16 protein-coding genes are annotated in these 18,226 nt (G+C 72.9%); 5 read left to right on the forward strand and 11 right to left on the reverse strand.

Annotated elements, in window-relative coordinates; genetic code table 11:
• Window positions 1-27: 27 nt before the first annotated feature.
• From ACQEVB_RS16605 to nhaA, 4 genes are all read right to left on the reverse strand, one after another.
• Entirely contained in the window at window positions 28-1,197 is a 1,170-nt protein-coding gene (locus tag ACQEVB_RS16605; RefSeq protein WP_432971662.1) for an SAM-dependent methyltransferase, read from the reverse strand.
• A gap of 75 nt (window positions 1,198-1,272) precedes the next feature.
• Window positions 1,273-1,710, reverse strand: coding sequence for a hypothetical protein (locus tag ACQEVB_RS16610; RefSeq protein WP_432971665.1), 438 nt, complete (start codon window positions 1,708-1,710; stop codon window positions 1,273-1,275).
• A 118-nt stretch (window positions 1,711-1,828) separates the two neighbouring features.
• Window positions 1,829-1,966 carry a hypothetical protein gene (locus tag ACQEVB_RS16615; protein WP_432971668.1) on the reverse strand — a complete coding sequence of 46 codons (138 nt, stop codon included), beginning with the start codon at window positions 1,964-1,966 and terminating at the stop codon, window positions 1,829-1,831.
• A 33-nt stretch (window positions 1,967-1,999) separates the two neighbouring features.
• Window positions 2,000-3,283, reverse strand: coding sequence for a Na+/H+ antiporter NhaA (nhaA, locus tag ACQEVB_RS16620; protein WP_432980400.1), 1,284 nt, complete (start codon window positions 3,281-3,283; stop codon window positions 2,000-2,002).
• Between the two features lie 141 nt (window positions 3,284-3,424).
• Between nhaA and ACQEVB_RS16625 the strand changes: the two genes are divergently transcribed.
• Window positions 3,425-3,610 (forward strand): hypothetical protein, encoded by a 186-nt coding sequence (locus tag ACQEVB_RS16625; protein WP_432971671.1) that lies wholly within the window; start codon window positions 3,425-3,427, stop codon window positions 3,608-3,610.
• Between the two features lie 27 nt (window positions 3,611-3,637).
• Here ACQEVB_RS16625 and ACQEVB_RS16630 read toward each other — a convergent pair whose 3' ends face one another.
• Together ACQEVB_RS16630 and ACQEVB_RS16635 are read right to left on the reverse strand one after the other, a co-directional pair.
• The gene (locus ACQEVB_RS16630) at window positions 3,638-5,200 is read right to left on the reverse strand and encodes an FAD-dependent monooxygenase (RefSeq protein WP_432971674.1); all 1,563 of its coding nucleotides are present in this window, start codon (window positions 5,198-5,200) and stop codon (window positions 3,638-3,640) included.
• Between the two features lie 48 nt (window positions 5,201-5,248).
• Complete coding sequence (locus ACQEVB_RS16635) at window positions 5,249-6,421, reverse strand: class I SAM-dependent methyltransferase (RefSeq protein WP_432971677.1); 1,173 nt, start codon at window positions 6,419-6,421, stop codon at window positions 5,249-5,251.
• 93 nt (window positions 6,422-6,514) lie between these two features.
• Between ACQEVB_RS16635 and ACQEVB_RS16640 the strand changes: the two genes are divergently transcribed.
• Window positions 6,515-8,065 (forward strand): DUF4139 domain-containing protein, encoded by a 1,551-nt coding sequence (locus ACQEVB_RS16640; protein WP_432971680.1) that lies wholly within the window; start codon window positions 6,515-6,517, stop codon window positions 8,063-8,065.
• On the opposite strand, the gene ACQEVB_RS16645 is transcribed toward ACQEVB_RS16640, so the two are convergent.
• The gene (locus ACQEVB_RS16645) at window positions 8,066-9,286 is read right to left on the reverse strand and encodes an FAD-dependent monooxygenase (RefSeq protein WP_432971683.1); all 1,221 of its coding nucleotides are present in this window, start codon (window positions 9,284-9,286) and stop codon (window positions 8,066-8,068) included.
• 70 nt (window positions 9,287-9,356) lie between these two features.
• Between ACQEVB_RS16645 and ACQEVB_RS16650 the strand changes: the two genes are divergently transcribed.
• Both ACQEVB_RS16650 and ACQEVB_RS16655 read left to right on the forward strand, forming a co-directional pair.
• Window positions 9,357-9,776, forward strand: coding sequence for a MarR family winged helix-turn-helix transcriptional regulator (locus tag ACQEVB_RS16650; RefSeq protein ID WP_432971686.1), 420 nt, complete (start codon window positions 9,357-9,359; stop codon window positions 9,774-9,776).
• A 26-nt stretch (window positions 9,777-9,802) separates the two neighbouring features.
• Window positions 9,803-10,471: an O-methyltransferase gene (locus ACQEVB_RS16655; RefSeq protein WP_432971689.1), complete on the forward strand. Its 669-nt coding sequence runs from the start codon at window positions 9,803-9,805 to the stop codon at window positions 10,469-10,471.
• Here the strand turns inward: ACQEVB_RS16655 and fdxA are convergent.
• The 4 genes from fdxA to ACQEVB_RS16675 all read right to left on the reverse strand — a co-directional run bounded on the left by fdxA (window position 10,446) and on the right by ACQEVB_RS16675 (window position 15,488).
• Entirely contained in the window at window positions 10,446-10,787 is a 342-nt protein-coding gene (gene fdxA / locus ACQEVB_RS16660) for a ferredoxin (RefSeq protein WP_432971692.1), read from the reverse strand. The genes ACQEVB_RS16655 and fdxA overlap by 26 nt on opposite strands.
• Window positions 10,788-10,862: 75 nt before the next feature.
• Entirely contained in the window at window positions 10,863-12,275 is a 1,413-nt protein-coding gene (gene boxB, locus ACQEVB_RS16665; RefSeq protein ID WP_432971695.1) for a benzoyl-CoA 2,3-epoxidase subunit BoxB, read from the reverse strand.
• A 1-nt stretch (window position 12,276) separates the two neighbouring features.
• On the reverse strand, window positions 12,277-13,959 hold the full coding sequence (boxC, locus tag ACQEVB_RS16670; RefSeq protein WP_432971698.1) for a 2,3-epoxybenzoyl-CoA dihydrolase: 1,683 nt from the start codon (window positions 13,957-13,959) through the stop codon (window positions 12,277-12,279).
• A gap of 83 nt (window positions 13,960-14,042) precedes the next feature.
• A complete protein-coding gene (locus ACQEVB_RS16675; RefSeq protein ID WP_432971701.1) occupies window positions 14,043-15,488 on the reverse strand; it encodes a S8/S53 family peptidase in 1,446 nt (481 codons plus the stop codon).
• A gap of 89 nt (window positions 15,489-15,577) precedes the next feature.
• On the opposite strand from ACQEVB_RS16675, the gene ACQEVB_RS16680 reads away from it, so the two are divergent.
• Window positions 15,578-18,217, forward strand: coding sequence for a CHAT domain-containing protein (locus ACQEVB_RS16680; protein ID WP_432971704.1), 2,640 nt, complete (start codon window positions 15,578-15,580; stop codon window positions 18,215-18,217).
• The last annotated feature ends 9 nt before the right edge of the window (window positions 18,218-18,226 follow it).

Consider the following 18,226-nt stretch of genomic DNA (forward strand, 5'->3'; position numbering starts at 1 on the left):
CTCGTGCGCGAGCGGGTGCCGGGCCGCTCAGTGCGCGGGCTTGCGGGCCAGCGCGGCGTACATCGACACGTCGACGTCGGTGAGGGCGGCCAGGTCGGCGGTGTCCAGGTGCGCGGCCAGCGGCACCTCGACGGCGGGTCGCCAGCGCAGCATGCCGACCAGGCCCGGTTCGGCCGGCTCCAGCCCGTCGAGGAAGAGGCGGTGCACGTCGGCGGCGCTGCGCGGGAACATCGGCATGCCGGCGGCGGTGAACTGCGCCATGGCGGTCGCCATGGCGCCGTGCTCGCCGAAGTCGGGGGTGACCTGCGAGAACGCCAGCGCACTGCCGGCCGGTACGGCGTCGAGCAGCGTGGTGACGAGCCGGTGCGCGTCCTCGTCGTCGAGGAAGTGCAGGAGGCCGACCGCCGAGATCGCCACCGGCCGGTCCAGGTCGAGCAGCTCACGCACCTGCGGGGCGGCGAGGATGTCCGCGGGCTTGCGCGCGTCCGCGTCGACGTAGCCGACGGCGCCGCGCGGGTCGCTCGTCATCAGCGCGGCCGCGTGCGCGAGCACGATCGGATCGTTGTCGACGTAGACGACGCGGGCCGTCGGGATGACGGACTGGGCGACCTGGTGCAGGTTCGGCTCGCTGGGGATGCCGGCGCCGATGTCGAGGAACTGGTCGAAGCCCGACCGGGCCAGCTCCGTGACGACGCGGTGCATGAAACCGCGCTGGGCCCGGGCGGCGAGCGGGGTGGTCGGTGCGATCTGGACGATCTCGTCGGCGGCGATGCGATCGGCCCAGTAGTTGGTCTTGCCACCCAGCAGCACGTCGTAGACGCGCGCGCTGTGCGCGCGGTCGAGCAGGAGGTCGGCGTCGGGCAGGAACGACTCCTCGACCTCCGGTGAGGTCGGCGCGGGTCGCGCGACCGGTTCCGGCGCCGCACCGACCAGGACGAGCGGGCGCCGGGTGCGGGTGCGGGCGGTCATCCCGGCCGCGATGGAGTCGCGCAGCATCGCGGCGGTGGGCGAGCACAGCGGCGGGGGCACGGCGTGCAGCTCGGTCTCGACGGCGAGCCGCTCGCGCAGGCGGTCGAGGTCGGCGTCGTCGACCCGGATGTCGACCAGCACGAACCGGCCCGCCATCGGGTGGTCGATCACGATCGCGTCAGGGGTCGGCAGCTCGCAGCGCACGATCGGGACCGGGAGATCCGGCACTTGCCCTCCTGCTCCGGCGGATCCCCCTTGGCACGCCACCTGCTTCGTCGCCGCAGATCGTGCGGCTCGGTGTGCCTAGTCTGCGCTGCCGGTGCGGCGAACGGTGGAAGAATCTGCCAGGCGGATCGCCGAACGGAGCATGTCGGCCAGTGCAGCGCGCTCTTCGGGGCTGCGTTCGGAGAACATCACGAGCACCGCGTGCGTGTCCGGATCGACGTCGGTGCGCTGGGTGCGCAGGTGCGTGGAGATGCCGGAGGCGTCATGCACCTCCTGCGTGGACACCTCGAGCGCGGCCGCGATGCCCCGGACGGGATCGCTGAGCGGCCCGTTCTTCCACTCGGTGTTGGTCCACTTGTGCCACATGGGACGGGAGATCTCGTAGCCGGCCGCGCGTGACCGGTCCACGAGATCCTGCTGAGTGAGCCGCAGCTCCTTCATGCGCCGCCGGATCAGGTCCTGCAGCCGTTCGCCCGACCCTCGCGGATCGGGTCGATCGACTGATTGCGGATCCATCCGCCGGCCCCCTCGTACCGGACGACACCGGACGGCCGGTGGCCGTCCCCCCACGCCCGATGCCGACGATAGCACGCAGAACTGTTTGCAATAGCCGTCATCCGGGTGGCTGCGATCCTCACCGCGTGACCGACGTGCGCCCGTGCACCGCCATGGTGTGGCTGCTCAGCTCCGTGCTCCTCGACGCGCAGGAGCGCGGGCTCGCGCACTCCGCCCAGCTGGGGAAGGCCCGCCACGGCGTGCTGGTGGCGGTCACGCCGGCCGAGCAGGTCGGCGCGGCTGTCGTGGGTCAGGCGCGGTCATCGCGTTGGTACACGTCAGGGACGCCGTCGTGGTCGTCGTCGCGTTCCTCCTCGGCGCACAGGCGCCGGTAGTGCGCGTTGCGGATCCGCAGCACGACGGACGCCAGGAGCGCCGCCACCAGCGACCCGGCGAGCACGCCGATCTTGACGTGGTCGTCGGCCGCGGTGCCGCTGCCGAACGCGAGCTCGCCGATCAGCAGCGAGACCGTGAACCCGATGCCGGCCAGCATCGACAGCCCGAGCACGTCCCACCAGGACAGGCCGTCGGCGAGCTCGGCGCGGGTGAACCGCTGCACCGCCCAGGTGCCGCCGAGCACGCCGACCGTCTTGCCCGCGACGAGGCCCAGCACGATGCCGATCGTGATCGGGTCGGCGAGCGCGGCGGCGACGCCGCCGCCGTCGACGACGGTGACGCCGGCGGCGAAGAACGCGAACACCGGCACGGCGACGCCGGCGGAGAGCGGCCGGAAGCGGTGCTCGAAGTGCTCGGCGAGGCCCGGGCCGGGACCGTCGGCGCGCCGGATCACCGGCACCGCGAAGCCCATCAGCACCCCCGCCACGGTGGCGTGCACCCCGGAGGCGTGCATCAGTCCCCAGGTCAGCGCCGCGAGCGGGAGCAGCAGCCACCACGACCGCACCCGGCGCTGCACGAGCAGCGCGAACAGCGCCAGCGGCACGACGGTCAGCAGCAGCGGCAGCCAGTTCAGCTCGTCGGTGTAGAAGATCGCGATGATCGTGATCGCGAGCAGGTCGTCGACCACGGCGAGGGTCAGCAGGAACACGCGCAGGGCGGCCGGCAGGTGCGTGCTGATCACGGCCAGCACGGCGAGGGCGAACGCGATGTCGGTCGCCGTCGGGATGGCCCAGCCGGCCAGCCCGGCGCCGGTGGCCGCGGTGCACGCGACGTAGATCAGCGCGGGCGCGGCCATCCCGCCCACCGCAGCGGCGACGGGCAGCGCGGCGCGACGCGGGTCGCGTAGGTCACCGGCCACGAACTCGCGCTTGAGCTCCAGCCCGGCGACGAAGAAGAAGATCGCCAGCAGCCCGTCGGCGGCCCACGTGGCGAGCGTCAGGTCCAGGTGCAGCGCGGCCGGCCCGACGCGCAGCGCGGAGAGCTCGGCGTACACCTCGCGCCACGGCGAGTTCGCCCACAGCAGCGCCAGCGCCGCCGCGGCGACCAGCAGCAACCCGCCGGTCGTCTCGGTGCGCAGCACGTCCCCGACGCGACGCACCTCCGGCCACGAGCCGCGCGCGAACAGGCGGGGGATCATGCGGGCGGCCTCCGGGGTCGACGAACCGAACGCCGACCAGACTTCCCGGCTCACCACCGTCCAGGGTAGTCGGCGCGCGGCCGGCTCACCCGGTCGACGGGGGCGCGGCGAGCCGCGGTGCAGTCGGCGCGGTGGCGAGGCGTGGCGGTGATCAAGGGCAACCTGTCGTCAGTTGATCTCTGTGAACGACATTCTGCCCTTGATCACGGCCTGCCGGCCGGGACGGGCACCGGGGGCGGCGTCGGCGAGCCGGCCAGCCGAGTCCGGGTGCCGCCGGTCACCCGCCGGGCAGCGCTCGTCGATCAAGGGCAGAACGTCGCGAGTTGATCTCCAGCAACGACTTTTTGCCCTTGATCACCGACCACCCCCGGCCGCGCTCGACCTCGCCGCGTCGTCGGTGATCCCGGCGAGGACGCCCTCGACGTCCGCCGGCCCCTCGCTCCACCGTGCCGCGACGTGCCCGTCCGGCCGGACGAGCACGGCCCCCTGCACCCCGATCCCGCACGCGTCGAGGTGCTCGGCCGGCAGCGGTTCGACGTGCACCGGCCACGGCCCGTCCACTGCGGCCGGTTCTGCGGCGAACAGGGTGAACCACGGCCCGAGCCGGTCGAGCGTCGAGCTGCCGTCGGGCAGCCACAGGTGCGGCATCCGGTGCCCGGGGCGGGCGACGGGCACGTACTCGGTGGCCGGGTCCGCGGACGGTGGCGCCGAGCCGTCGGGACGGACGGCCGCGGACTCGTACGCGACGCCGAGCACCTGCCCGAGCTGGGCGAAGTACCGCTCGGACCACGGCAGCTGCCCGTCCGCCGGGAGCCCGGCGTCGAGCTGTTCCCGCCTGCGCAGCACCACCTGCCACATCAGCTGCGCGTTCTCCGTCGCCTGCTCCAGCGTGCGCCGGGCCACCGGTCGCCGCTCGACGTCGTAGGTGTCGAGCAGACCCGGGCCGGCCCAGCCCTGCACCACGCCGGCGAGCTTCCAGCACAGGTTGTGCACGTCGCCGATGCCGATGTTCATGCCCATCCCGCCGGCCGGCGGGATGGCGTGCGCGGCGTCGCCGGCCAGCAGCACCCGGCCGTCGGCGAAGCGGTCGGCGACCTGCGCCATCGTCGTCCACTCCTGCACCCGCAGGACCTGCACCTCGACGTCGGTGGTGCCGAGCGCGCGGACGACCACGTCCCGCCACTCGGTCGGCCCGTCCCCACCCGGTGCCACGAACGCCCACGTGCCCTCCGGGTAGACGGGCACGAACGCGCCGCCGGCCGTGGCGTACGCACCGGCCGGCCGGTCGCCCCACCACGGCGACAGGTCCGCATCGAAGACGATCGTGACGTTCTCGCTCAGCGCGCCCGGTCCGGTCGTCCCGATGCCCAGCAGCTGCCGGATCGACGAGTTCGCGCCGTCCGCGGCGACGACGTACCCGGCCCGCACCTGGTAGGTCGCGTCACCGGCGCGGTCCAGCACCGTCGCCAGCACGGAGCTGTCCGAGACGACCAGGTCGACCAGTTCGTGGCCGAACCGCAGCTCGGAGTCTGCGGCCGCGACGAGGATCGGTTCGAGCCGGTCCTGCGACGTCACGACGCCCAGGGCGGGGCTCTCCGCGATCGGCGCGTTGACGCCTTCCATGGCGGCCGTGGCGTAGTCCGGCGTCGTCATGCCGTCGGAGAACCGGATGCGGCCGTACTCGCGCGGGAACGCGCGCGCGGTGATCTCGGCCGCGACGCCGAGCTGCCGGAACACCTCCATCGACCGGACGTTGATCAGTCGCGACCGAGGGAACGGCGACAGCTCCGGGTAGCGCTCGACGAGCAGCGTCGGCACGTTCCACCGGTCCAGCAGCGCGCGAGCGGTCAACCCCACCGGGCCGCCGCCGACGATCAGCACGGGCACGTCGAGGTCGGGCGCAGTCGTCTCCAGCATGGCGATCAGCCTGTCCGGGTGGGGTGTCACCGCCGTTTCCCCGGCGCCTCACAGGTCGGAGCAGACCAGCGCCCAGGGACGGTCGTCGAGCCGGGTCATCACCAGCGTGACCCGGCGCGTGCCGGTCAACGAGCGCTGCAGGGTCCGGTGCAGTGCGTCGACGTCGCCGGCGAGCCCGCGGCGGCGGATGTCCACCGCGCCCACGTCGAGGTCACGCAGGCGCTGGGGCAGGCGCTTCTGGTGCCACGGCGCCGAGTCGAGCACGCGCAGCGTCCGCGCGAACGGGGTCTGCACCGGCTCGTCGCCGGACAGGAACGCGATCTGCCCGTCGAGCTGCCAGGTGCCGGTCGCGCGGGCGAGCTCGGCCACCAGCCCGGCCCGGGTGACGGCCGGGTCGGGGTCGAGCAGGTAGCCACCCGGTGCGCGGACGGGCACGGCGTCGCCGGGCGCCGGCTGCAGCACGGCACCGCTCGGCAGCACGGTGGCGCGGGTGCGCGAACCGGCCAGCGCGGGCGACCACAGCGCCGCCTCCTTGAGTTCTCGTCCCACCGACACGAACTCGATCTCCCAGCCGGGCGGCGCCAGGTCGTGGTCGATGCCGGGCGCCGCCTTCACCCCGACGGCGCCGACGCGCTCGACGAGCGCCGCGCACCACGCCAGCGGCGGCTCGCTCTCCCCGACCCGGTGCCGGCGCCCGCCGGCGCGGCGCGCGGGATCGACGAACACCGCGTCCACGCCGGTGAGGTCGACCTCGCGCACGTCGGCCTCGACGGTGGTGACCCGGTGCCCGAGGCCGTGCGCGGCCGCGTTGCGGGCCGCCATCCACAGGTGCACGGGATCGCGGTCGACGGCACGGACGTCGTGGTCCGCGGCGAGGGCGAGCAGGTCGCCGCCGATGCCGCAGCACAGGTCGGCGACCGCGCCGGCGCCGGCGAACCGGGTGCGGCGGTGCTGCGCCACCACCTCGGTCGAGGCTTGCTCCAGCCCCGCGCGGGTGAACCACATCGCGTCGGCGCGGGCGAACTTGGCGCGCGCGGCGGCGCGCAGCTCGGCCTGCCCGAACGCGTCGACGACCAGCTCGGTCGGGTACCGCGCACGCAGCTGCGCACCGAGCCGCAGGCCGGCGGGGCCGGTCAGCTCGGCCGCGTCGAGAGCGGCCAGCTCGGCCAGCACGGCCTGCCCGTCCGGGGCGGCCAGCGCGTCGAGGCGCTCGGTGGTCACGACGGCGAGTCTCCCGTCCCGTTCGGTGGGTCCTGCGATCCGGTGTCCCCGAGCACCCGCCGCAGGCACCCGGGCTCGCGTACCTTCGCGGCCATGGAGCAGCCCGTGACCCTCGACGCGCCGATCGTCGCCGTGACCGTCCACCCCTCGCGGGCGCGCATCACCCGCCGCGGCCGGGTAGCGGTGCCGGCCGGCATCGGCGAGGTCGTGGTGGCCGACCTGCCTGGAGAGCTGGTGGAGGAGTCGGTGCGGGTCGCCGCCCGGGGTGCGGGGATCCGCGTCGTCGGCGTCGACGTGCGCCACCGCGACCTCGCGACCGTGCCCGATGCGCGGGTCCGGGCCGCCGAGGCCGCGCTGCGCGACGCCGAGCGGGCGCTGGCCGCCGTGGACGCCGCGGACGCCGGTGCCGCCGCCCGGCAGGAGCTGCTCACCCGGCTGGCCGACCGGAGTGGTGCCCGGCTCGCCGCCGCCCTGGCCGACGGCACGGCGCAGCTCTCGCGCATCAGCGAGATCGGGGAGTCGGTGGCCGCCGAGGTGGCCGAGGTCGCGACGCTGCGCCGGCAGCACGCCGAGCAGCGCACCGAGGCCCAGCACGCCGTCGACGCGGCGCGCGCCGAGCTGGACCGCCTCCGGCACTCCGGGCGCAGCCGCCGCGAGATCGCCGTCGGGATCGAGGCCGAGGCGGCCGGCGAGCTGGAGCTCGACGCCGTCTACCAGGTCCGGCAGGCCGGGTGGAGCACCGCGTACGACGTGCGGCTCACCGGCGCCGACACCGTGGCGCTGACCTGGTACGGGATGGTCTGGCAGGCCAGCGGCGAGGAGTGGCCGGCCTGCGAGCTGACGCTGTCGACGGCCCGTCCGGCCGTGTCGGCGACGGTGCCGGAGCTGGATCCGTGGTGGGTGGCGCCGCAACCGCCGCCGCAGGCGGTGATGCGCGTGGCGATGCCGATGGCGGCCGGGGCGGCGAAGGACCTGGCCTACACCGGAGCCGCGATGGAGGCCGCCCCGGTGCCCGACGACTCCGAGCACGCGGTGGCGGCGACCTGGCGGCTGCCCCGCCCGACGGCGGTGCCGGGTGACGGCGCCCCGCACCGCACCACCGTCACGACGGCGGAGCTGCCCGCGCGGCTCGACCACGTCGTCGCGCCGGCGGTGTCCACCGACGCGCACCTGCGCGCCACCGTCACCAACACCGGCGGGCACGTGCTGCTGGCCGGACCGGCCTCCTGCTTCCTCGACGACGCCTTCGTCGGCACCACCGCCGTCGAGCAGACGGCCCCTGACGGCGAGTTCGAGCTGGCCCTCGGCGTCGACGACCGGGTGGTGGTGGAGCGCGAGCTCGCCTCCCGCACCGCCCACAAGGCGCGGTTCGGCGCCAACCGGGCCTCGGTGGAGGAGTGGACCACCACCGTCACGAACCGGCGCGCCAACCCCGTCCGGCTGGTGGTGCGCGACCGCGTCCCGGTCACCCGCAGCGCCGACGTCAAGATCGTCGACGTGGCCCTGAAGCCCGAGCCGACCGAGCGCGACGACCTCGGCCGCGTCGAGTGGCGCACCACCGTCGCGCCGGGCGCGCAATGGAGCGCCACCGCGCGCTTCGGGGTGGAGGCGCCTCGCGACCTGCCGCTCACCGGCTGGAGGTGATCAGGCCGGCACCGGTGCGGCGACGGGCGCGTCCCAGTCGATCTCGTAGCGGTGCAGCCAGGCCAGCGAACCGGTGCCCGAGCCGGCCGCCCGGCGCAGGATGATCGGCAGCACCAGGTCGCGCAGGACCCGGCCGACCGGGCCGGCCGCCTTCTGGTTGCTCGACCGGGCACCGGCGGCCACGACGCGCTCCACGCGCTCGCGCCGCAGCCCGACGTACGCGGTGAACGCCGTCTCCGGGTCGGGGTGGTCGCGCAGGCAGCGGGCCAGCTCGACGGCGTCCTCGATCGCCATCGACGCGCCCTGCCCCGACGACGGCGACGTCGCGTGGGCCGCGTCGCCCACCAGCACCATGCGGCCCCGGTGCCAGTGCGGCACCGGCGGCATGTCGTAGGTGGCCCAGCCGCGCAGCTCGCCCGGTGTGGCGGCGACGATGCGGGCGGCGGGGGTGCGGTCGTCGGCGAACAGGTCGAGCAGCCAGGTCCGCCACTGCTCGGTGGTCATCGCCGCCAGCTCGCCCGGGGCGGGCTCGTCGCGCCGCGGCGGGTTCGCGAACCACCACACCGTGCCGTCCGGCGCCGGCCCGTAGCCGAAGAACGCGCGCTTGCCGAAGACCATCTGGAACTCGCCGGCCGGCAGGTCGACGTCGGGCACGCGGGCGAACCCGCCGACGTTGAGCACCGGCACGTAGCGGGCCGACGGGGCGTTCGGATCGATCGCGGTGCGCACCCGGGACCGGATGCCGTCGGCGCCGACCAGGATGTCGGCCGTCGCGGTGGTGCCGTCGGCGAACACCGCGGTCACGCCGTCCGGCGCCTCCCGGACCTCCACGAGCCGCTTCCCGTACGTGACGGTGAGACCACGCCGCTCCGCCTCCGCGCGCAGCACGCGGTGCAGATCGGCGCGGGCCACGGTGACGCCGACCGTGCCGTCGGGCAGCGGCTCGCCGGTGCCGACGGCGCCGAGCACCTTGCCCGATCCGCTGCGGAAGCTCATCGAGGTCGTCGCGAACCCGACCCCGGCCACGGCCTCGCCCGCGCCGATGGCGCGCAGCGCGGCGATGCCGTTGACCTGCAGGGTGAGGAACGCGCCCAGGTCCTCGTCGGGGTCGGTGCGGGCCTCGTGGACGGTCGCCGAGATCCCGGCCTTCTGCAGCGCCATGGCCACCACGGGCCCGGCGACGCCCCCTCCGATCACCAGTGCCGTGCGTGCCGCAGTCATGTCTTCTCCCGTAGAGTAGCTCGAACCAGCAAGTATCTTGGCCAACCAAGTCTCTTGGAGATCCGAGTTAATGTCAAGCGCTCTGCATGCCGAGATCGGCGTCGCCCTCCGGCGGTTCATCGCGAACGTCGTGCTGTTCAACCACCAGGTCGCGCAGGTGCTCGGGCTCGGCGCCAGCGACTCGCAGTTCCTGACGCTCCTTGAGGTGCACGGCCCGCTCACGCCCGGCCGACTCGCCGAGCTGACCCGGCTGACGACCGGCACCGTCACGGGCGTGCTCGACCGGCTGGAGAAGGGCGGTTACGTCCGCCGCGAGCGCGACCCGCACGACCGGCGCAAGGTCGTCGTCACGCTGCTGCCGGACCAGCTGGCCGGCGTCGGCGAGCACTACCAGGCGCACGCAGAGCACCTGGAGGCCGTCCTGGCCCGGCACAGTGACGCCGAGCTGGAGGTGATCCGCCGGTTCCTGGCCGAGATGCTGGAGGGCTGACCACGACCCGGTGGGACGATGGCTCCGTGCTGACCGTCATGAGCTCCGGCGCCCCGTCCGACGTGGTGAGCGAGTACCTCACCGACCACTCCACCCCGGCCGACGACGTGCTGCGCGACCTCGCTGCCGAGACCGTGCAGCGGTTCCCCGACGCCGCCGGCATGCAGATCGGACCGGACGAGGGCGCCCTGATCGGCATGCTGGTGCGCCTGGTGGGTGCGCGGACCGCGGTCGAGGTGGGCGTGTTCACCGGCTACTCGGGCCTGTGCATCGCGCGGGCGCTGCAGCCCGGCGGTCGGCTGCTGGCCTGCGACGTCAGCGAGGAGTGGACGTCCGTCGCCCGCCGCTACTGGGCGCGGGCCGGTGTTGCCGACCGCATCGACCTGCGCATCGGCCCGGCGCTCGACACCCTGCGCGCACTGCCACCCGACCCGGCCATCGACATCGCGTTCGTCGACGCCGACAAGTCCGGCTACCCCGACTACTACGCCGAGCTGGTGCCGCGCCTGCGCCCCGGCGGCCTGCTCGTGCTGGACAACGTGCTGATGGGCGGCCGGGTCCTCGATCCCGGCCAGGTCGACGCCGGCACGGAGGCCGTGCGCCGGCTCAACGACGTCATCGTCGCCGACGAGCGCGTCGAGTCGGTGATGCTGCCGGTGCGCGACGGCGTCACGCTGGCGCGTCGAGTCGGTTGACGAGCTCGGTGTCGACCCCGACGACGCCCAGCGCGGACGCCCCGCCCGGGTCGCCCAGCGGCGCGTCCCGGCCGGGCAGGACGGTCGTGAAGAATGCCTCGTTGTCGGCCAGGTGCACCTCCTGGTCGGGCTCCAGGGCCCGGTCCTGGCTGATCGCCTCGACCGGGCACGCCGGCTCGCACGCCCCGCAGTCGATGCACTCGACGGGGGAGATGTAGAGCTTGCGCGCGCCCTCGTAGATGCAGTCGACGGGGCATTCGTCGATGCAGGAGCGGTCCATCACGTCGATGCAGGGACCGGCGATCACGTACGGCATGAGGCCTCCAGTGGGCAGGCCGACGGCACGCGCGCCTGAGGGCGCGCGCCTTCCGGAGCGGGGTTCAGCTACTACTCAGGGGAAGTGCACGTACTCGTACTCGAACGGCTTGCCGTTGATGCCCTGCGAGGGCGGGGCGATCCAGCTGGCGATCTTCCCCGGCTCGTAGACGGGTCGCATCAACGAGCGGACGTGGGTCTTGTCGGCCTCGGTGGGCAGCCAGCGGTCGCGGTTGGCCTCCCACACGTCCGAGCTGACGAGGTCGCCCTTCGGGGTGATGTGGTGCTCGCTGAAGAGCCCGACCTGCCGGTTGAACCCGACGTGCGGCAGGGTGAGCCGGAAGTCGATGCCGTTCTGCTCGAGGATGCGGTTCCAGCGCTTCATGCCGCCGCGGCAGTCGGCCACGTACTCCGAGCGCAGGTCGTGGTTGAGCGCGAGCAGCGCCGGCACCTGCTCGGTGGTGACCTGCCCGTCCTTGACGACGTCGATGTCGGCGGCGTCCTCGGTGAGCACGTGGTCGTCCTTGCGGCGTTCCTCCTGCCAGCGGCCCTTGAGCCCGGCGGTGAAGTAGTTGGCGGCGTTGGTGCTCTGCTCGGAGCCGAACAGGTCGAGCGAGACGGAGTAGTGGAAGTTCACGTACTTCTGGATGACGTCGAGCGGGATGCCACCGTGCGGGGCGATGTCGTCGGTGTCGTGCTCGCGCATCAGCTCGGCGGCGCGCTGCACCACGCGGTCGACACCGGTGGTGCCGACGAACATGTGGTGCGCCTCCTCCTTGAGCATGAACTCGCAGGTGCGCGACAGCGGGTCGAACGCCGACTCCTTCAGCGTGCCCAGCTGGTACTTCCCGTCGCGGTCGGTGAAGTAGGTGAACATGTAGAACGACAGCCAGTCCGGCGTCTCCTCGTTGAACGCGCCGAGGATGCGGGGGCTGTCGAGGTCGCCGGAGTTGCGGTGCAGCAGCGCCTCGGCCTCCTCGCGGCCATTGCGGCCGAAGTAGGCGTGCAGCAGGTACACCATCGCCCACAGGTGGCGCCCCTCCTCCACGTTGACCTGGAAGAGGTTGCGCAGGTCGTAGAGGGAGGGGGCGGTCTCGCCGAGGCGGCGCTGCTGCTCGACCGACGCCGGCTCGGTGTCGCCCTGGATGACGATCAGCCGTTGCAGGTCGGCGCGGTACTCGCCGGGCACCTGCTGCCAGGCGGGCTCGCCCTTCTGCTCGCCGAACGCGATCCGCCGGTCGGTGTTGCGTTCGGCGAGGAACACGCCCCACCGGTACTCCTCCATGGCGACGTGGTCGAAGTGCGCCCAGCCCTCCCGGCCGACGGCGACGGCGGTGCGCAGGTAGACGTCCTCGGTGGGGATCGCCGGCCCCATCGTCTTCCACCAGGTCAGGAAGTTGGGCTGCCACGACTCCAGCGCGCGTTGCAGCCTGCGGTCGCCGGCGAGGTCGACGTTGTTCGGGATCTTCTCCGAGTAGTCGATGGACATGTCACACACGCTTCCGGTCGAAGTCGGCCTTGCGGCCCGTCCCGTACCTGCGCAGGGCCCCGTCCGGGCCCGACGCGTTCGGTCGCACGAAGATCCAGTTCTGCCACGCGGTGAGCCGGGAGAAGATCCGCGACTCCATCGTCTCCGGGCCGACGAACCGGTGGTTGGCCTCCATGCCGGTCAGCGCGTCGGGGGAGAGGGAGGCGCGTTCCTCCAGCATGATGCGGATGTCGTCGGCCCAGTCGATGTCGTCGAACGCGTCGGTGACCAGGCCCAGCTCCGCGGCCTCGACGGCCTCGATGCGCCGGCCGGTCTCCTGGCGCAGCTTCGCGACCGCGTCGTCGTCGCCGTAGAAGCGGCTCTCCAGGCGGGCGAGCCCGTTGCTCATCGGGAACGTGCCGAAGTTGGACGCAGAGAGCACGATCTGCGCGGGCTCGCCCTCCTCGTCGGCGTCCTCCATGAAGCCTTCGAGCATGTACTGGCGGTCGCACGCGAACGCCAGCTCCAGGAGCGCGCCGGCGAAGCACGAGCCCGGCTCGATCAGCGCGATCAACGACCGCGACGTGACGTCGAGCCGCTTGAGCACGCGCTTGAAGTAGTGGCGGATCTCGTTGACCAGCCAGTCCGTGCCGCTGTACTGCTCGATGACGCGCTCGAACGCCAGCGCGTCCTCGATGTCGCCCTTGGTGCGGAGCACCCACGTGCCCAGCTCCAGCTCGTTGGTGCGCAGCCGCAGGATCAGGTCGTCGAGCTCGCGGGTCATGGCCAGCGGCCAGAAGTCGGCGCCCAGCTCGTGCACGCGCTCGACGGTGTCGGGCACGTCGCCCTCCGGCCCGAACACCGTGATCTCGACGAGGCCCCGCGCGCGGTCGAGAGACGCCTCGACGTGCCGGTACTTCACGCCGTCCGCGGTCTCGGTGCGCTGCAGCGGCGGTAGGGCGATCCCGCTCGCGTCGGCCGGCCGGGTCGAGCGGGAAGCGGCCTCGGCGGCCCGCTCGGCCACCTTCTCGTTCCACAGACGCTTGGGGATCACCTCGTCGACCAGCTTCCACTCGACGGCCTGCTGGCCGCGCACCCCCTCGGGGCGGGTGGCGAACACGTCGGCGCGGTCCTTGCGCACCTTGCGCTTGTCGGTGACGCGGGTGAGCCCGCCGGTGCCGGGCAGCACGCCCAGCAGCGGCACCTCGGGCAGCGACACCGCCGACGAGTTGTCGTCGACGAGCAGGATCTGCTCGCACGCCAGCGCCAGCTCGTACCCGCCGCCCGCGGCGGTGCCGTTGACGGCGGCGATGTACGTCTGGCCGGAGTGCGTGGTGGCGTCCTCGATGCCGTTGCGGGTCTCGTTGGTGAACTTGCAGAAGTTCACCTTCCACGGGTGGCTCGACTGCGCGAGCATGCGGATGTTCGCGCCGGCGCAGAAGTTCTTGTCCTTCCCGCTGGTCACCACCACCGCGCGCACGCCGGGGTGCTCGAACCGCAGCCGCTGCGTCGCGTCGTACAGCTCGATGTCGACGCCCAGGTCGTACGAGTTCATCTTCAGCTCGTAGCCCGGCACGATCCCGCCCGCCTCGTCCACGTCGAGGCGCAGCGTCGCCACCTCCCCGTCGACGTCGAGCGTCCAGTGCTTGTAGGACGCCGGGTCGGTGTCGAACGAGACGGTGGGCGTCGGTTCGGGCTCGGGCATGGCGGGCTCCTCTGCGCGTCGACGGTAACTCTACAATGTCGTCGCACGGCGCGCCAGTTATGTAGAACGTCAGTCGTGGTCCGTCAGTGGATGACCTTCGTCAGGACGAAGCCGTCCTCGGCGTCGACGACCGATGGCAGGGTCCTCAGCAGGGCGCGTGCGGCGACCCTTGCGTTCTTCTCGCCGGTCGCGTGCATGAACGCCGCGATCCGGCCTGCCACGTAGGGCGTCGAGAACGACGTGCCACTCCATTCGGCCATCCCGTCGAACTCCTGCTCGGAGTGCTGCGGTGGCGCATCGGTGCACGAGCAGCCGCCGTACAGGGCCGGGGTGTAGTAGCGGCATGCGGGGGCGCCGGTCGCTGACAGCTGCGGGGGATCGATGTAGCGGTAAGTGCCCTTGAGATAGGCGTTGACCAGCCGCTCCCCGGGCGCGTACACGCTCACCCAGTCGCCGTAGTTCGTGAAACACGCCCGGCCCCAGCCGTCCCCACGCAGTGCGCCGACGCCGACGACCATGTCGGGCCGGTCCACCGCCAACGCGGCCGGATAGAACTTGTGAGTCTCGCCCTCATTGCCCGCGGCTGCGACGAGCAGCGTCGTGCAGTCGGGTCGCTCCATCTCGGTGAAGAATGCTCGCAGCCCGGCGTAGGGCAGGTCGCAGAATGTGGCGCTGCCAGCCGAGAGGCTGATGATGTCCGGCGGGTCGCCCTGTTCGATCGCCTGGACGAGCCCGCGAACCATGTCCTGGCCGAGGGTGTCCTCCATGACTGCGCCCGCCCATGCCAGGGCGTTCGAGACGAACACCCTCGTGCCGGGTGCGACGCATCGCAACACGCCGGCGACGAAGACGCCGTGCCCGACGTACTCGCCGATGACACCATCGACGATCGTCCCGGATCGCTTGTTGCCCCCGACCTCGAGCCGTCCGAGGCCACCACCCGACCGCGGGACTCCCGTCACCTCCTCGACGTCGAGGCCGGACGCGTCGTGGAACCAGGGTCGGCCGTCACCGAAGCCGTCCCAGATCCCCGTGTCCACGACCTGCACGAACACGCCGTCGCCGGCATCGTCGGGGCTCTGCCGCGGTAGCGGCTTCGCCGCGCCGTCGACCCGGATCGGTTCGGTGGCCGGGCAGACGCAGCCGCCCGTGATCGAGATCAGGTGGTTCGGCCGGAGAGCTCCACGCTCGACGCCGTCGCGCTCCAGCCGCTCGATCGTCTCAGGGGCGCGGTCGCCACCTGTGTTGACGAGGAGGAGGTCGTCGTCGGTGTTGCGGTCGGCGCGCGGTGAGCTGACCCCGCGCCCGCTGACGGCGTTGCCGCGGAGATCAGCGGGGAGGGAGTCGACGTATCGGGCGGGGACGAGGATCGCGTCGTGCTCGAAGAGGAGGTCGGGGGTGAGGGTCTCGCGATCCCGGCCTGGGGACCACTCGTAGCCGATGGTGATCCCCCGCTCCGCCGCCGCGGCCATGACGATGTCGAGCTGCGTCCAGAACCGTGGGTCGCGTGTCCGATCGGGGCTGGCCATGATTCCTCCGCTGGATGTGATGATGCGTACGACGTTCTGAACCCGAAGACCAGCATCTGATACCGGTTTCGCCCGGATAGCATGCTGGCGTGACGGCGGAGCCGCGGGAAGCCTTCACTCCCGAAGCGCTGTTGCTGATGGTGTTCGACCGGCCGCACGAGGCGATGACGGCGGCGCAGCAGGTGCTCGCGTCCCAGCCGGACCCGGTCGCCGCGTCCGGAGCCCACCAGGCGGTGGGGCTCGTCCATCGCGAGTTCGGAGATCTGCCACTGGCGATCCGGCACCTGCGCACGGCGGTGCGGTTGGCGCGGTCGGCCGGGTCGCGGGCACGTGAAGCGGACGCACTTGCAACGCTCGGCCACGCGCTGGTCCATGCCGGGCGCAGCGCGGCCGGCATCGCGACCCTCGACGAAGCACTGCGCCTCGCATCCGGCGTCGAGAAGGCGCGTATCCGGTATCGACGCGGGGCGACGTTCGAAGTCCTCGGCCGCCACGAAGAAGCGCTGTCCGACCTGCGGCTCGCGATCAAGGCGCTGCGCGATGCCGGTGACGACATCTGGACGGCACGGGCGCTCACCTTTCGCGGGCTGATCAGCCTCGCCGGCGGCCACATCGATCGGGCCGACCGCGACTTCCGGTCCGCCGAGGAGATCCATGGTCGGACCGGGCAGCGGCACGAGTACGCCGTGGCCCGCTGGAACCGCGGGCTCGTCGCGTACCGAGCAGGCGATCTACCTGCCGCGTTGGAACTGCTCGACGATGCAGATCAGCGCTGTCGTGCAGCGGGCGTCATGCCGCCCGACCTCGTCGCGGATCGGTGTTCCGTCCGGCTCGCCGCCGGGCTCGCGCCGGAGGCGCTCGCCGCGGCCGATCACGCCGTCGCCGACCTCGTCGAGAGGCGCGGGATGGCGACCCGCAGGGCAGAGCTGTTGTTCGTCGCAGCCCGTGCGGCGTACGCGTCGGGGGACCACGCCGGGGCCATCGCGCGTGCGACCGCGGCCGCCGACGCCTTCCGAAGACAGGACCGGCCCTGGTGGCGCGAGCACGCCAACCTGCTTTCACTACAGGCCAGGTTCCGGGCCTCCGGTGCGTCGCCGCGGCTCGGGATGAAGGCGCTCGGAGCGGCGGAGCGGCTGCGCGCAGTCGGCTCTCCCGAGTGCGTGCAGGCCGACCTGCTCGCCGGTCGGATCGCCATCGCCGTCGGTCGGCTCGACGACGCCGGTGCACATCTCGGCCGGGCCGCGTTGGCGCGCCACGGTGGTCCCGCGGTCTCCCGCGTCACGGGGTGGCTGGCCCGTGCCCTTCTGGCGGAGGCCGAGGGCCGGCAGGCGGACATGCTCGCCGCGTGCCGGCGGGGTCTCGCGGTCCTCGACGACTACCGGCTGACCCTGGGAGCGACGGAGCTGCGAGCCCGGGTGACGGCGCAGGGTGCCGAGCTGGCCGAGCTGGCGCAGCGCGCGGCGGCCCGAACCGGGACAGCTCGGCAGGTGCTCCTCTGGAGTGAACGATGGCGGGCGACAGCCTCCTCGGTCCCGCCCGTGCAGCCGGCCGAGGGCGAGGCGAGCTTCGTCGAGCTCGTCGCCTTGCGCGATGTCACCGCCCGCATCGACCAGGCCAGGAGGAACGGCGAGCCGTTCGCGGCACTCGCGCGGGATCGAGCACGGCTCGAGGCGCGGGTCCGGGACAGCGCGCTGCGCACACCGGCGAGGCTCGGCGTCGACAGGCTGCCGGCGGGGCTCGCGCTGCGTGACCTCCTCGACGAGCTCGGCGGCGCGCGTCTGCTGGAGATCGTCGAGATCGACGGGGACCTCCACGTGCTGGTCTGCGGCTCCGGCCGGGTGCGGCGGGTCGTCGCCGGGCGAGCTGCAACCGCAGCGAAGCTGGTCGAGCAGGCGCGATTCCTGCTGCGCTCGGCCGCGCACGCTGATCCGGACCGGGCAGGGGCGCTGGCGGCCCGGATGAGCAGCCTCGGTGTCAGGCTCGAGGCCGAGCTGCTGGGCTCGGCGTCAACCGACCTGGCCGACGAGCACGTCGTCGTAGTCCCGCCCGGTCGTCTCCACCACACTCCGTGGGCGCTGCTTCCCGCGCTCGCCGACCGTGCCCATGCTGCGGCACCCTCCGCTCGGGCCTGGCTGTCGGCGCGCCGCACCGCCCCGCCCCGGTCTCCGTCGGTCGTCCTCGTCCGTGGACCAGAACTCGGCAGCGGCGAGGCGGAGATCGACGCCATCGCCCGGATTCGCCCGGAGGCGACGGTGCTGAGGTCGGGGACTGCAACGGTAGGTGCTGTCATCGATGCGCTCGAGTCGAGCTCACTGGCGCACATCGCCGCACACGGCGAGTTTCGCGCAGACAGCCCGCTGCTGTCGTCGTTGCAGATGGACGACGGTCCGCTGACGGTCTACGACCTGGAACGGTTGCGCCGGGCGCCGCACCGGATCGTCCTGCCCTGCTGCGACTCCGCGCGACTGCAGCCCGTGGGCGCCGACGAGCTGCTCGGACTTGCCACAGCTCTGCTCCCCCTCGGCACCGCGGGAATCGTGGCCGGGGTGATCCCGCTCAACGATCTCGCGGCCGTGCCTGTCATGGTCACGCTGCACGAGGGACTCGCCGCCGGCGAGACCATGGCCGAGGCGTTGCTTCGGGCTCGTCGCGCCGCCGTCGGTGATCGTGGGCGCAGCGCGACGGCCAGCGCGACGGCCAGCGCGCTGGTCGCGTTCGGAGCTGCCTGACGCCGATGC

Source organism: Pseudonocardia sp. CA-107938 (assembly GCF_050936315.1).
Taxonomy (GTDB): Bacteria; Actinomycetota; Actinomycetes; order Mycobacteriales; family Pseudonocardiaceae; genus Pseudonocardia.